The organism is Streptomyces sp. TRM49041 (genome assembly GCF_008271805.1).
Lineage (GTDB): Bacteria > Actinomycetota > Actinomycetes > Streptomycetales > Streptomycetaceae > Streptomyces.
Window position 1 is genome coordinate 1 of the sequence record NZ_VSRY01000062.1, and the last position, 14450, is coordinate 14450.

A 14450-nucleotide genomic window follows, 5' to 3' on the forward strand; every position below is an offset into this window, starting at 1 on the left:
CCCAGCCGGATCGGCGACATCGCCCGAGCCGCACTCGTCCTCAACGGAATCTGGAAGTGATCACCGTTGAGAAAACCTCACTGATCGCACTATTCGACGGTGGGTCGCCGACTACCGCCGACACGGTGAGGCCGGCCTGGTCCAGCGGACAAGTCCCCAGGCACGGTCCTTCGGCAGGGCCGATGACCGATGGGTGGAGACCGCGCTGGAAGTCATGGTCGAGCACACCGGAGAGTCGAAGCCATCACGCAAGATGGTCATAGATCGGAATCAGGCCCGGGTGATCGCGCGGTTCGGTCCTGAAGTCGTACCCCAGCCCAGCCAAGCCACGGCCTACCGGGTGCTCACAGAGTTGGAGCGGCGACACCCGCTGTTCCGGCTGAGTACGAAGCGCAACCGGGATATCGCCGATCGGCCGGAGGGTCCGTACGGCAAGCTGCGGCCGACGCGGCCGGGCGAGTACCTGCTGATGGACTCCACCCGCCTGGACGTCTTCGCGTTCGACCCGCTGACCCTGAAGTGGGTGCAGGCCGAGCTGAGTGTCGGGATGGACTGGTACACCCGCTGCATCACGGGGATCCGGCTCACGCCGGTCTCGACGAAGGCGGTGGATGTCAGCGCAGTGCTGTTCCAGTCATTTCGGCCGCGGCTTGCGGGGCGGGACTGGCCGCGGCACGCGGTCTGGCCCGAGCACGGCATCCCCCGCACCGTCCTGGTCGACGTCAAGGGCGCCACCGGGCCGGGGCTGGCCTCGCCGCCTTTGGTTCCCGAGACGCTGGTCGTCGACCACGGCAAGGTCTATGTCTCGGAGCACCTGACCAGTGTCTGCCGACGGATGGGCATCTCCATCCAGCCGGCCCGGCTGCGGACGGGCCGCGATAAGGGGCCGGTCGAGCGCTACTTCCGGACTTTGCGGGAGGGGCTGCTGCAGGTGCTGCCCGGCTATAAGGGCCCCGACATCCACTCGCGGGGTGAGAGCCCGGAGGACGACGCGTTCTTCTTCCTCGACGAGCTTGAGGCGATCATCCGGGAGTGGACCGCGGCGGTCTATCACTTCCGGCCGCATTCCAGTCTGGTCGATCCGGGTCTGCCGGGTCTGCGGATGTCCCCGGTGAAGATGTTCGAGCACGGCATGGCGCGGGCGGGTTACATCGAAGCGCCCTGCGACCGGGACCTGGCTTACGAGTTCCTGCAGACGAAGTGGCGCACGGTCCAGCACTACGGGGTCGAGATCGGCCGCCGCCGTTACAGCGGCCCCGGCCTGCCCGAGCCGGGAGTCCGTAGCCCCTACGACAGTCCGGTCAAGAACGGCTGGCCTTTCCAGGTGGACCCCGACGACATCACCCGGATCTACTTCCGCGATCCGGCTACTCGGGCCTGGCGCACGCTGGTCTGGGAGCACGCGCCGTCGGCCGAGATGCCGCTGAGCGAGGACGCGTTGACGTTCGCCCGGCAGCTGGCGGCCTCGAAGTATCGCTTTCCTGACGACCGGCTTGCCGTCGCTGATTTGTTGGAGCGGTGGAATCTCGGGCTGGGCACCACGATCGCCGAGCGGCGCATGGCCCTGCGGCTCTCGCGCGAGCAGGCCGCCATCGAGCTTCCGGAGAGTGAGGCGGAGACGGTCGTCTCGCTTCCGTCCGTACGCAAGGCCCTCGGCCAGGACGAGCAGACCGCGGAACTGCGGGAGCCCGACGTGGTGACGGAGACGGGGGATGACGACGAGGCCGATCTGGAGGACCTCGCCGGGGAGGACGACTTCTACGCCGATGCCCTGGAGGACGTGTGAACGACGGCAGCGTTCCGCATCCGGGCAGTCTTGCCTTGTCGCGGAAGGAGGACTTCAAGGCGTTCGCAGAGAGCCCTCGCCGCAGCCGGCCCGACCTGCTGACCCGCAAGCAGCTGAAGTCCCTGCCCACACAGGCGCGGGCGGACTACGACCGTCAGCGCCGGCAGTGGCACGCGAACATCGGCCCGGTCAAGACGCCGCAACTGACAGAGCTCCATGAAGACCTATGGGACATCGTCGACAGCAACGAGCAGGACGGCGACAAGGCCAAGGGGGCGGTGGCCGTCGACGCGTTCCCAGGGCTGGGTAAGACGACCTCGGTGCTTGCCTTCGCCCGCGACTTCCACCAGCGGGAGATCGAAGAGTCAGGAGCCTTCACCAGCCAGGGGCACGAGCGGATCCCGGTCTGCCGGATCGGGCTGACCGGGAACACCGGAATGAAGGATCTCAACCGGGCCATGCTGGAGTTCTTCGGCCACCCCGGACAGATGCGGGGGACCACCGCCCAGTTCGGGCGGCGGGTGCTGGACTGCGTGCTGTCCTGTGATGTCCGCCTGGTGGTTCTGGACGATCTGCACTTTTTGAAATGGGGACAGAAGAGCGGCATCGAGGTGAGCAACCACCTGAAGTGGATCGCCAACGAGTTTCCGGTGACGTTGCTGATGGTGGGGGTCGAGCTCGCGAAGAAGGGCCTGTTCGGCGAGGGAACGAACGGGCGCGACACCGCTCTGGCCCAGACCGGCCGCCGCACCACCCGCCTCGGGCTTCGTCCGTTCACCATCGATATGGAGGCCGGGCGCCGGGAGTGGCGGCAGATGCTGCTGGCCCTCGAACAGCGAGTCGTGCTCACCGACAAGCATCCCGGCATGCTCGCGGACGACCTGTCGGACTACCTCTTCGCCCGCAGCACCGGACACATCGGCTCGCTGATGACGCTGATCAACCGCAGCTGCCAGCGGGCGGTCCGCACCGGCGCCGAACGTCTTGACCAGGAGCTCATGGACCGGGTGAAGAACGACGAGGCATCCGAGGCCGCCCGCCTCGAACTGCAGGCCGCGCTGGAGAAGAAACGGCTGACCAGCCGCCCGCGGCCCCGGAGCCTGCGACCCGCATGAGAACGCCGGTCCGCACCCTGCCGATCCGGCTGCCTCCACTGCCCGGCGAGGCTCTGGACTCATGGCTGGAGGCGATGGCCAGGCGGATGGACACCGCGCTCGGTGATGTCCTGCTGCACTTCGGCTTCCCGGTCCGGCACCGGGCCGGAAACCAGTTCAGGGGCATCCCGGCAGACTGGACGATCGTCCTCGACGAGCAGCAGACCAATGCCGTCGCGCACGCCACCGGGACGTCCCCGGAGACAGTCGCTGCCCTGACCCTGGCTCATTACGACGGACGGGCCCTCCACCTGAGTGCCGGGGGCCGGGCCGTGTCACGGCACGTCCTTTGGGGCCGCGGAGGGGGATCCCGGTTCTGTCCGGAGTGCCTTCATGCCACTGGTGGGCGATGGCAATTGTCCTGGAGGCTCGGTTTCTCCTTCGCCTGCACCCGGCACCGCAGGCTGGTGGCGGACTGCTGCCCGCACTGCGGGAGGGTGCTGCGGCAGCGGCCCCGTTCCGGCCGGTCCGTCCCCCGGCCTGAACTCTGCGGCAATCCACCGACCCGCCCCACCCGCCCGTTCTCGGCGGGCTGCGGCACCGATCTGACCCGCGCTTCGACGCTCCTCCTGCCTCCTGGCCATCCGGTTCTCACGGCGCAGGACCGAGTGATGGAGATCATCGACGGGGCAACGGCAGCTTTCGGCCCCTACCGAACCTCTCCCCAGCCGGCCTCGGCGGTGCTGGCCGACATCCGGGCCCTGGGCATACGCGTCCTGAGCGACCTGCCCGCAGCTGTCCTACGAGAACAGATCCCGGCTGACATCGCAGAAGCTCACCTCAGCACCGATGCGGTCTCCCCGCACACCGGACAGGCCATGGAACGTCCGGGGTTCATGGCCCCGCCCCGAGCCGCGGACACGGCCGTCGCGGTCACCATGGCCCTGAGCATCCTGGAGCAACCAGGAATCCACCCGGCCGGCGAGGCCCTGCGGAGCCTGCTGGAAGCAGTACGCGAGGAACTCACGCAGATCTCGGCGACCAGCATCGACAGCTGGGGCAGGGGCATCAGCCCGGTGCTGCAGTCCGTGCACCTGGCGGCCCTCGCCCCTTCCCTCCGCCCCAGCGAATACGTCCGCTACCGCATCATGACCGAGACCCCCCGCCGGCCGACCCGGACCACTCGGGACATCGAGCAGCGAGCCAGGAAGATCCCCACGATGTTCTGGCCGCCCTGGACGATCCGCCTCGCACCACCTGAAGGAATCCATGCGCGGGCTCTGGCTCCCGTTCTCGCCTCCCTGTTGCTGATTCCCGACAGCCGCACATCCCTGGACCAGGCAGCCGGGTTGATCGGTGACGTCATCGACGGCACTGAGGTGTCACGCCTCCTCCAGGAAGTCGACGACCTTCCGCAATGGCCGGACATCGCCACTGCTCTGGACCGGCTCGCGGACTACCTCGGTGCCAACAGCACCCCCATCGACTACGGTCGGCGCCGACTCCTCGACTACACCGGCCTGCTTCCTCATGACCGCTGGCTGGAGATCTGCCGCCACACCGGAACACCACCGGGAACCGGACGGCGCGAACGCATCGCACGCAGCCAGCTCTTCCAACGTCTCAGCGGCCTGCCCGCCGAGTCTGCCCCCGACGACCTGGGCGGGCCCGACAGTGCAGAGTTCCGGGCGACGTCCCTGCGGTTCACCGCGCTTCAGACCCCTGAACTCGCGCACGCCCTCCAGCAGGAAGCCCTCAACTTCCTGGCCTCACACCACATCCACGACGAGCCCATGACCTGGCAGCCGCCCGCCACCCTGCTGGCAGGGCTCTCCCTTCCCGGCCCCGACCCGGCACACGTCGACCTACCCCGCCTGCACCAGCTTGTCCGCGAACGCCAGCACCCTGTTCAGCACGCCGCCCAGGTTCTGGGCACGACCGTCGAGGCCATCCGACATGTTCTCGACGAACATCCAGCCCCTGCACCCCCGCTGACGAAGAGCACCGCCAGGGCCGCCGACCGCATCCGGCAGCAGGCCCGGCAAGCCATTCCGGCAGAGCGCTTCACCCGGCTCTACCTTGACGAACACCGGTCCCTCCAGCAGATCGCCACCCTCACCGGCTTCTCCCGCAGAGTGCTGACCGACCTTGCCAAGGAGTACGGCATCCCGCTCCGCGAGGGCCCCAAGGACTACAAGCGCCGCGGCACCGTCGAACGGGCCTGGCTCATCGAGCAGTACGTCCACCGCCGCCGGACCCTGCCGGACCTCGCCCGAGAAGCTGGCATGAGCACCGCGAACATGGCCCGCTGGGCCAAGACCCACAACGTTCCGCTGCGACCACGCGGAGGATCCAGTCACAGCCAGGTACTTCGGGCAATCGACCAGGCCAGCCGAGCACCAAGCATCCTTCGGCCGGCACTCGGCGGCCAGGGGGCCAGCGAACGGTTGAGCCGATTCGCGGCTGCATCTGCCTACCCCAGCCTCGGTGCCGCAGCGAGCGGCCTCGGCCTCAACACGTTCACCCTCGTCGCACAGATCAACCGGATCGAACGAGAACTCGGCGGACCACTCCTGGTCCGGGCGGAACGCGGTAGGCCCATGACGCTCACTCCCCTGGGGAAGAAGGTGCTCAAGGCCATTCGAAAGATGCAGGACAACACGATGCCCTGAGACGCGGCATGATCATTCCGGGTCGGCAATGCGTCGAAATACCCCGTCGAACTCGCCGGATGCCACGAGCCCGGCAATCACGCGCACCATGCTGCCGATGCCGGGATTCCGCACGATCAGCCCGTCCGCGCAGAAGAAGCACTGCCCGGAGACCGCCTCTCCGCTCGCCTCCCAGCTCCGCATGAGCCGATCCACCTCGGCGAGAGTGAAGATCGTGGAACTCCAGCGCGACCCGTCGGCAAGATGAACCTCGGCATCGACGTTGCAGACCTCTTCGATCGCCTCGTCCGGTTCCACGAGGAAGAGCACCTGGAAGCCGGCGGCCCGAACCCGGTAGTAGGGAGCCTCCCAGTCGGCATCAGAAGCCCGACCCTCGGACGCCGGGCCCGCCTGTTGCGGCATCGACGCCGTCACTGAAGCTCCTCACCCGGCGGTATGAAGGCGTCGGCGCTGTCGGCGTCCTCCACATGCCCCTGAGCATCGACTGTGATGGCAGTCGCCCGGCCCTGCGAAGTGATCAACCAGGCCAGCACCTGCTCCGTGAGAGGTGATCCACCCGGCCCTTCATCCGTCCAGTGTGCCCGCCATCCCCCACCGGGTATCGCGGCGACCACCTGATCGGCCCGCTCCAAGTGGGAGAAGTCCACGTAGTCCGTGACCTGGCGCAGTGCCCCTCGTTGCGGGTCGACCACCAAGGCTGTCCCGGTTGCGGGATCCCATCCCTCCACGCGCACCATGCGACCGATCTCGGTCTTAGTGCCATTGAAGATGGCGGTCCATCCGGTCTGATTGAAGTATCGGAGTTGCGTGGCGTCATGATCCCGGAGGTCCGGCGACCTGCTCGACCTCCGTGTCGTGGAAGCCGTGGTTATCAAGAAACCGGCAGGCCGGTGATACTGATGTCAAAGACCCGACGGACTGTGGAAGCGGACCCAGACATTCCTGTAGGGCTCACGGAGCTTGTGGCCGACCGGCGGGCAGCCGGGCCAGCGTTGCTGCCACAGATCCGTCAGAAGCACCCGCACATCTCCAGTCAGTGGAGCCGCGACTGGCTCCCCAAGCAGGGGAGGCCGCCGAGTAGGCGGGAGAGAGTGCGGTCAGTGGATTGCTGCTTTTCTATGCTGGTGCACACATTCACTCGTTGGGGGACTCCGTTGCCAGCGGGATACCGCACCGCCAGCAGTCGTTCGCGTGGTCGTCCTGGCAGACGTAGCCGATGGCACCATCCACGCACCATTCGGCGGCCTCCTCGGAAAGCAGGTCGGGCCCGGCAAGGAGCAGCCGACGAAATTCCGTGGTGTCCGCAATGTCGGCCGGCCGGTTGGTGAACCACTCGTCGAACCAAGGCTTGTCCCGGTATATGCGCCAGTGCGCATTCTCCCGGTCGTCGACAGCCGTAAGGAACCGATCGACGATGCGCCCCCAACTCGGTGCTCCGAACCAGCCGTTGTCGGACGCACAGAAGGATTCGATCAGGGTTCGCAGGCCGAACTCCTTCTCGTGAAGGCAGTACCTTCGCCCCCATGAGATCGCGACCTGCGCCATCTCCGCGAGTTCTTCTCGCGGATCAACCTCGTGCGCCGGGTCGTCAGGGTTGTGGCAGGCCAGCCCGAGCTCGAGTACGGACTGCCCTGTCGGTAGAACCCGGGACGGGTTGACGATCGCGAGACCGAGACCGATCCAGTCGACATGGTCGAACGACAGCATCGAGCGCACGAGTCGGGTGGTTGCCGTGTTGATCCGCATCATTGTGCCGTCGTGGAGCGGACTCTTCCCGGCATGCCAGTTCTCGACAGGTGTGTTGCGCCACACGGCGAGCGTGATGCGGGTGGCAGCGAGCCACAACAGGGCGTCGTCGTCGAGGTGCCCGAACCGCTTGGCACACTCCTGGGCGCCGTAGGTGATCAACTCTTCCGGTTTCGGCCACCTGTGGCTGTCGGGCCCTTCAGGCGCGTACTCATAGTCGTCGGCGTACTCGTCGAGGATCGCACTCAACTCGGTTGCGCTGTAAGCCTCGCTGTACTCGGAGCTGTCCGGCTCCTCGACGGTGTACATGTCGTGGTCCCAGGAGACGTACAGGTCGCCCCAGAGCACGACGTCGTCGCACTCGCTGGCGTTGTCCGTCACAACCGGCCTGATGGTGATCGGGGCAGTACGCCCGTCGGTTCGCTCGCCGTCCTTCTCGGCGGCCCATGCGGTGATGATCTTGAGTGGCTTCGGAAGGAGAGGGCCGACCTCGGTGATGCTGAAGGGTTCGTCGTCGTCATCGGTGTCGAACCGGCTGTTGACGAACGCGACCGCCTCGGAGGGCGTGCTGACGATGGACTGGGTACCGCTCTCGTTGTCAACCACTCGCCACAACGGGCTGTTCTTCAAGGTGCTCTCCGATCGCGGTGAGTGCACCCGGGGTGGGTGCGATGCGCCGGGTCGCTCGGCACTGACACCAACTTATGGGCTGATCAACCCATCCGTAGTCCCGAAGGTGCTTGTCGGCGATGACGTTCGGTACGTTCGCGTGCAACCTGCTTTTCGCGACCGCGGCGACACAGCACAGTCCAACAGCGGAGGAGGCGAAGATGGCGCTGAACAAGAAGGGTTCCCGGCGCATAACCGTTGACGGGATCGAGTACCGCTGGCGGATCCGCAGGAAGCCCTCCTACATGCAGGGACTCTGCTGGACACCGAGACCTATGCAGTTGAAGCGGCCAGCGGCAGCCAGTCGGGCGCGACCTTGATCGTCACCAGCGGCCAGGCCCATCCCAGCAACTGGGTGGGTGCCGAGGCAGTGCCCATCCGCCCAGCCCACGTTGCTGCCAGCATCCGAGAAGCACGGGACCGAGGCTGGGAACCAACCAAGGCCGGATCTCCCTTCCAGCTCGACCGATCCGCAGGGTTCATCGCCCAGCCATGAGACAAAGCGAACAAAAGCAGTCTATATCGGTCGAACTGCCGCAGAGGCTCCAGGCCTGGTTCTCCGAGCATGAGGAACGCCTGTAATCCTGCGGAATCACGGGTGCGGTCCAGCAGTCGCCCGAGGGCGGCCGAACCAAGAACAGCACCTGGATGACGCTCGAAAACGATGACTTCGTCGCCGTGCTCATCGTCTGGAGCAGCGGGGAAGCCGAGCTTGAGTACGGGGACATGGCAACAGGCTAGGTCCGACAACAGCACCGGGATCTCTGCACCTTCCAGGACCTCCTCGACGCCATCGAGACCATCCACGAATGGATCCGCATAAAGGGCGAGCCGTCCGTGGAAGGGTGACCTCCGGCGAGTTTGAGAAAGCCTGGGCCGAGTTCCTTGACAGATTGCAACCCGATCCCGCCGACCTCTCGGTGTTCCGAGGACTTCTTGGCATCATCGCGACATGACCCCGACCCTTCCCCGCACCATCCGAGCCGTCGACAGCGCTCAGCTGCTGGACCTGGCCCAGGAGGCCGCCATGCATGGCTTCAGCCAGCGGCTCCCGGTCGACTGGCTACGAGAGCACCTCGCCGCAGAAGCGACGCATTACCTGTTCCCGACGCTCGTGCAGCGGCTCACGCACCGTCCCGAGGTGCCGCTGCAGTGGAGGTGCCAGCAACTGCTGACCGTCAGCACCGGCGAGCAGATCTGGGGTCTCCTCGACGTCCTTCCCGACACCTTCGACAAGATCCCGGAGACCTTGGATACGGCGTCCAAGAAGGACATCGTCAACCGCATCGAGCAAGCAGTGAAGGTGCGGGAGTGGATGGAACGGACGGCCGCCGATGCAGGTTCATGAGGTCCGGCGCAGCCGGCTGGGCAGTCTGAGGAAATGACATCGATTTGAGACAGCCGCCTACGACACGTCGTGAGACTGGAGGGGAACGTCCAGGTCATAGCGTCGGCACATGACACCGAAAGTGAGAACCTACAGCACATGTGGGTTCTCAAATCCCGTGTCCTTTTCCCATCGGCGATGTCCACCGCGTGGCCAATCGGACAGGGGAGTGGGAGCCAGGCTGCCCTGACGCGCCGAGGCTGTCAGATTCCCAGTAGTTCTCCTTCGTGGCGTCCGCTCTGGCTCCAGTGGCTGGTCAGGACTCCAGCGGATCAGAATCCAGGTGCGTATGAGTTGATTCGCACTCGTATACTCGTGCGAGCTCTTGGAGGGGGAGGTGGAGACAGTGAAGCTTGCTGAGGCACTGGCAGAACGTGCGGAGGCGACGCGGCGTGTAGAACAGCTGCGAGCGCGCGTCGTCAGCAGTGCGCGGTACCAGGAAGGGGAGACACCCGCCGAGGATGCAGCTCAGCTATTGGCTGAGGCCGGTGAGGTGCTGGATGCTTTGGAAACGTTGATCCGGCGGATCAATCGGACCAATGCCACCGTGGAGATGGGTCCAGATGGGACGCTCACCGATGCCCTCGCACGCCGGGACGTCCTGCGGTTGCGTCACTCTGTGGTCACTGCGGCGGCGGACGCGGCAGCGGGTAAGGGCGAGCGGGGATACGGTCGGCAGCTTCGGTCCGAGCTGATGATGCTTTGCGCGCTTCCGGTCGCGGAACTGCGCGGTCAGGCGGATGCAATCGCCCGAGAGATCCGCGAGGTCGATGTGCGGATCCAGCGTACGAACTGGGAGGTCGACCTGCTGGACTGAGTAGTCCAGCAGGCTGGGACGATGTGGAGTAGGTAGCTGCTTCGGAGGCGTGCACACACCGAGGGCTGGCGGTTTTCCAGCCCACTCCTGGCGCGTGAAGAGCAACGCGGGGGTTCGACTCCCCATATAACAGTGCAGCTCAGCACCGCGTACAGGTAACAGTGCACATCGCACAGCACATCACCACGTGCAGATCCAGGCGGCGAGGGCGGGTTCGGGGCTTCCACATCGCAGCACCATGGAGAACGGCGATTTCCGGCGGACGCTGTTGGCGACTTCAGCGGTTCTCCTGCATCTTTCGCGAATGAGACTTCCGCGAAAGCCGGGTCGTCTGAGAGCGCTGGCTACCGGCGATCTCAAAGGACCTGGCAGCCGCGCAAGTCAGCAGCCCGCCAAATGCCACACGCCAGACGCAGTGCAACAGGACACATGCGGCGTGAACGAATAATTCCCCTCTTCGTGTACGGGACCACTCTGATCGTCGTCTTCGTGTGTACCAGGGGCAGGACCTCGGCGTTCGGCGGCTGAGAGGGCCGCTTCCGGAAACCCGAGGTTGGTGGGTCCGATGAGTACAGCGGTGGCCGCGCCGGTACGGCTGAGTGTGCGGCGTGGTGACGAGGCGGTGGTGAAGGACCTGGAGTGGCCGTCAGTGCCGCTCGGGCTGCTGCGGGAGGCCCGGCCGTGGCGGACGTTCCGAGGGCCGGGACCGCGCCTCCACCCGCCAGTGCTGTCTCAAGTGCAGTGCCTTGACGAGCCGTTCGGTCATGGGGCCGGTCATACGACTTCCTTTCTGTGCGGGCCTCTGGACGCCCAGTTCTGGTGCACCCCCCCCATGTTCCACCGTGGTGGGGACCGCAGGGTCGCTCCGCTCTCGGCCCCCGCCTCCCTGGTGACCGTCGGCAGCAGCGGCTTGCCGAGCCCGCTCGCCGCGGCCGTACCGGCGACGTCGACCGCGAGCACTGCCCACCCGCCCGGGTCGCCACGAGGACGTGCAACCGGGAAGGGAGATCGTGGCGGCGCGGAAGGATCCGGGGAGCACGGGCACCGCTGGCCCGGGCGCGGGACATGGCCGACCCCCGGGGCCCAGCCACCTGGCCGGGCTCCTGGTGGCCCCGCACTCCCTTGCGGGTGAGTGGCCGCGGTGGAGGCGGAGGGCGTCTTCGTCGCGCCCGGCCCAGAGGGCGCCCGCGCCCTCTTTCCGGCCCTCGACAACACCGAGCGAGCCACTGTCCGGTGAGGAAACGACACGGTCCTGAGATCCGAGGAACCTCGTCATCCACCGAGATCGGCTACAGAGCCGCTGGTCAGGAGCGCGTCATGTGAAGCGGTCGGTGAGAACCCACAGCGCGGAAATGGGTTGCCAGGCAGGGGTGGCCGTTCGCAGGATGCGGTTCATGACGAAGACCTGTGCCCGCCCGCTGCTGCCGACCTCCGCCGTACGTTGTTCGCGGCGTCAGCAGCAGGTCGGCCGGCGGTGGGGGTCGACGCGCGTGTTCGCGTGATCACCGCGCTGGTCGCGGGGCTCCTCGCCGGGTACGGGATCGCCGTGCCGGTGGGGGCCGTGGGGACCTACTTGGTGGCGCTGACGGCGCGCACGTCCTTGCGGGTCGGTGCCTGTGCGGCGCTGGGTGTTGCCACCGCCGACGGGCTCTACGCCCTGGTCGCCGCGGCCGGAGGGTCCGCGCTCATTCCGGTCCTTCAGCCCGTCATGGGGCCGCTGCGCTGGGTGTCCGGGATGGTGCTGATCGGGCTGGCGGTACGGGGCGGGGCCGCGGCGATCCGGCAGTACCGGCGGCGGCATGCGGTCGCAGCGGGATCGGACCGCGCGTCTCTCGGGCCGCTGCGGGCCTATCTGGTCTTCGTGGGCATCACGTTGATGAACCCCATGACCGTGATCTACTTCGCTGCCCTGGTGCTGGGAAGCCGCTCGGCCGTGGAGCCCAGCGTGCTGGAACAGGGGGTGTTCGTCGCCGCCGCCTTTGCGGCGTCCGCCAGTTGGCAGCTGTTTCTCGCCGGGGGCGGCGCGCTTCTCGGGCGGGCGCTGACCGGTGGCCGGGGGAGGCTGCTCACCACGTTGGTGTCCAGCGCCCTGATCACCGGTCTCGCCGTTCATCTGCTGCTGACGGCGGACTGATCTCCGTCAGGCGACGGTGCTCGCGATGGTCGCGGCGGTGACCGCGGCCATCGCCGCCTGCATGTCGCGGATGGCTTTCCGGACGCTCGCGCCCGCCCACTGGCCTTCGGCGATCTCCGCCATGCGGGGCTCGACCCGCCTGCGGGGCACGTCCGGGAACGTGATGCGGTGCAGCCGGGCACCCTGCAGCAGGGCGATGAGCGCGGAGGTGCGTTCGTCGGGACGGGCGCCCTCCAGGACGACCCGGGCCAGCCGGTCGCGCAGTTCGCGCTCCACCGAGCCGTCGGCCTCCGGGTAGCGCCGTACGGGGAAGAGGCCCAGCGTACGGTGCCGCTCCTCCACGACCAGGCCGTGCTCGCAGAGGCTCCGCACCGTCGCGCGCACGGCCGTCGTCTGGTCCTTCGCCAGCCAGTCGGTGACCTTCCCGCGACGGTTGCGGTGCGCCCAGTCGGTGAGCCGGCTCAGTCGCTCGTCGAGCAGCGGGACGCCGGTCGGTGAGTCGTCAGCGACTCTCGGACGGCCGCCGGTGACGGCTACGCGGTGCCTCAGGGCGAGTTCCAGGAGGGTGCCGCCCGCGACGGCCCAGCCGGCGGAGGAGCGGTCCTTCGCCACACCCGACACGTCGTCCAGCGACAGCAGCATGACTTCCTCGCTCAGCGTCACGGACTTGTACAGCTGCGACATACACGGCTCCCCTCGATCACCACGGTCACAGAGGTCGACGCCACGGTCCGGGCGGAGGTTGCGTGCCGGGGGATGGATCATGGGGCCCATGACCTCATCACTCGAAGCGCTTCTCCCGGGGACGGAGCGTGCGCTGCTCCACCGGATCGCCGTCGGCCAGTCGGAAGGCCGGGCACCTTCACTCGTCGGGGCCGTCGCCAGGGGCGGCCGCGTGGTGTGGACGGGCTCGTGCGGAGATGTCGGTTCCGCCGTCGATACGCAGTACCGGGTCGGCTCCATCACCAAGACCTTCACCGCCGTGCTGGTGATGCGGCTGCGTGACGAGGGGCTGCTCGGCCTGGACGACCCGCTGGAGATGCATCTGCCGGGCACCGGCGTGGGGGAGGCGACGATCGCCCAACTACTCGGCCACACCGGCGGTTTGGCCGCCGAGTCGCCAGGTCCCTGGTGGGAGCGTACGCCCGGTTCGCTGCGCCCGGAGCTCGCCGACGTGCTCGGCGAGCGGCCGTTGGCGCATCCGCGCGGGCGCCGCCACCACTACTCCAACACCGGTTACACGCTGCTCGGTTCACTGGTCGCGGCGGTGCGGGGCGTGTCCTGGGAGGAGGCCCTGAGCGCGGAGGTCCTGGAGCCGCTGGGGCTATCCCGGACGACGGCACGGCCTGTCGCGCCGCACGCAGACGGCTGGGCGGTGCACCCCTGGGCCGATGTGCTGCTGCCCGAACCCGTCGAGGACCTGGGGTTGATGGCTCCTGCCGGTCAGCTCTGGTCGACCGCCGCCGACCTCTGCCGGTTCGCGAACTTCCTCGCCGAGGGCGATGAGCGGGTGTTGTCCGCGGAGTCCGTCCGGGAGATGCGTACCCATGCCGTGCCGCCCGCTGCCGGGGACTGGGACAGCGGCTACGGGCTCGGGATGCAACTGATGCGGCAGGACGGCCGTACCCTCGTCGGTCACTCCGGCTCGCTCCCGGGCTTCGTCGCCGGCATGTGGCTGAGCGTGGACGACGATGTCGCCGCTGTCGTCCTGGCCAACGCGACCTCCGGGCCGCAGAGCGCCGTGCTCGCCTCCGACCTCGTACGGATCGTGGCCCAGGCCGAGCCCCGGATGCCGGCGCCGTGGAGGCCGCTGCCCGCGGCCGATCCGTCGCTCCTGGCCCTGACGGGCCCCTGGTACTGGGGCACATATGCCTACGCCCTGCGGGTGATCGAGGACGGCGGTGTGGAGTTGCAGCCGCTGCGCGGTGCCGGGCGGGGTTCACGGTTCCGGGCCCGCCCGGACGGCACCTGGGTCGGACTCGACGCCTACTACGACGGAGAGGTGCTCCGGGTCGTCCGGCGCGAGGACGGCACGGTGAGCCACCTCGACCTCGGCTCCTTCGTCTTCACCCGCGAGCCCTACGAGCCGGGTGATGCCGTGCCGGGCGGGGTCGACGACGCCGGCTGGCGGGGCGCCCGTTGATG

The 14450-nt window shown here is 67.6% G+C and carries 12 protein-coding genes; 7 read left to right on the top strand and 5 right to left on the bottom strand.

All coding sequences use genetic code 11. The features are described from left to right. The first annotated feature begins 193 nt into the window (after positions 1-193). From FVS66_RS03420 to FVS66_RS03430, 3 genes are read left to right on the top strand one after another with little or no spacing between them, the layout of a single operon-like run. A complete protein-coding gene (locus tag FVS66_RS03420) occupies positions 194-1786 on the top strand; it encodes a transposase (protein WP_262386790.1) in 1593 nt (530 codons plus the stop codon). Continuing rightward, positions 1783-2901, top strand: a complete 1119-nt coding sequence (locus FVS66_RS03425) for an AAA family ATPase (protein WP_149179472.1) — start codon at positions 1783-1785, stop codon at positions 2899-2901. Before FVS66_RS03420 ends, FVS66_RS03425 begins: the two co-directional genes overlap by 4 nt. Then, complete coding sequence (locus FVS66_RS03430) at positions 2898-5552, top strand: TniQ family protein (protein ID WP_149179473.1); 2655 nt, start codon at positions 2898-2900, stop codon at positions 5550-5552. Before FVS66_RS03425 ends, FVS66_RS03430 begins: the two co-directional genes overlap by 4 nt. A gap of 12 nt (positions 5553-5564) precedes the next feature. On the opposite strand, the gene FVS66_RS03435 is transcribed toward FVS66_RS03430, so the two are convergent. From FVS66_RS03435 to FVS66_RS34785, 3 genes are all read right to left on the bottom strand, one after another. Then, positions 5565-5966: a hypothetical protein gene (locus tag FVS66_RS03435; protein ID WP_376501253.1), complete on the bottom strand. Its 402-nt coding sequence runs from the start codon at positions 5964-5966 to the stop codon at positions 5565-5567. A gap of 720 nt (positions 5967-6686) precedes the next feature. Continuing rightward, the gene (locus FVS66_RS03445) at positions 6687-7904 is read right to left on the bottom strand and encodes a hypothetical protein (RefSeq protein ID WP_149179474.1); all 1218 of its coding nucleotides are present in this window, start codon (positions 7902-7904) and stop codon (positions 6687-6689) included. 336 nt (positions 7905-8240) lie between these two features. Beyond that, positions 8241-8774 carry a hypothetical protein gene (locus FVS66_RS34785; protein ID WP_187645365.1) on the bottom strand — a complete coding sequence of 178 codons (534 nt, stop codon included), beginning with the start codon at positions 8772-8774 and terminating at the stop codon, positions 8241-8243. 145 nt (positions 8775-8919) lie between these two features. Here FVS66_RS34785 and FVS66_RS03460 point away from each other — a divergent pair, with 145 nt between their 5' ends. Next, positions 8920-9315 carry a hypothetical protein gene (locus FVS66_RS03460; protein WP_149179475.1) on the top strand — a complete coding sequence of 132 codons (396 nt, stop codon included), beginning with the start codon at positions 8920-8922 and terminating at the stop codon, positions 9313-9315. 385 nt (positions 9316-9700) lie between these two features. Then, positions 9701-10171 carry a DIP1984 family protein gene (locus tag FVS66_RS03465; protein WP_149179476.1) on the top strand — a complete coding sequence of 157 codons (471 nt, stop codon included), beginning with the start codon at positions 9701-9703 and terminating at the stop codon, positions 10169-10171. 646 nt (positions 10172-10817) lie between these two features. Here FVS66_RS03465 and FVS66_RS35665 read toward each other — a convergent pair. After that, complete coding sequence (locus FVS66_RS35665; RefSeq protein WP_262386791.1) at positions 10818-10949, bottom strand: hypothetical protein; 132 nt, start codon at positions 10947-10949, stop codon at positions 10818-10820. Positions 10950-11669: 720 nt separating this feature from the next. On the opposite strand from FVS66_RS35665, the gene FVS66_RS03470 reads away from it, so the two are divergent. Then, entirely contained in the window at positions 11670-12305 is a 636-nt protein-coding gene (locus tag FVS66_RS03470) for a LysE family transporter (RefSeq protein WP_149179477.1), read from the top strand. 6 nt (positions 12306-12311) lie between these two features. Here FVS66_RS03470 and FVS66_RS03475 read toward each other — a convergent pair whose 3' ends face one another. Beyond that, entirely contained in the window at positions 12312-12989 is a 678-nt protein-coding gene (locus tag FVS66_RS03475; RefSeq protein ID WP_149179478.1) for a GPP34 family phosphoprotein, read from the bottom strand. Between the two features lie 88 nt (positions 12990-13077). Between FVS66_RS03475 and FVS66_RS03480 the strand changes: the two genes are divergently transcribed. Next, positions 13078-14448, top strand: coding sequence for a serine hydrolase domain-containing protein (locus tag FVS66_RS03480; protein ID WP_149179479.1), 1371 nt, complete (start codon positions 13078-13080; stop codon positions 14446-14448). Positions 14449-14450 lie beyond the last annotated feature (2 nt).

What these genes read in the sequence shown, in the direction of transcription:
- FVS66_RS35665 (WP_262386791.1), bottom strand. Translation starts at nt 10,949, where the DNA reads ATGACCGGCCCCATGACCGAACGGCTCGTCAAGGCACTGCACTTGAGA.
- FVS66_RS03480 (WP_149179479.1), top strand. Translation starts at nt 13,078, where the DNA reads ATGACCTCATCACTCGAAGCGCTTCTCCCGGGGACGGAGCGTGCGCTG.
- FVS66_RS03430 (WP_149179473.1), top strand. Translation starts at nt 2,898, where the DNA reads ATGAGAACGCCGGTCCGCACCCTGCCGATCCGGCTGCCTCCACTGCCC.
- FVS66_RS03475 (WP_149179478.1), bottom strand. Translation starts at nt 12,989, where the DNA reads ATGTCGCAGCTGTACAAGTCCGTGACGCTGAGCGAGGAAGTCATGCTG.
- FVS66_RS03460 (WP_149179475.1), top strand. Translation starts at nt 8,920, where the DNA reads ATGACCCCGACCCTTCCCCGCACCATCCGAGCCGTCGACAGCGCTCAG.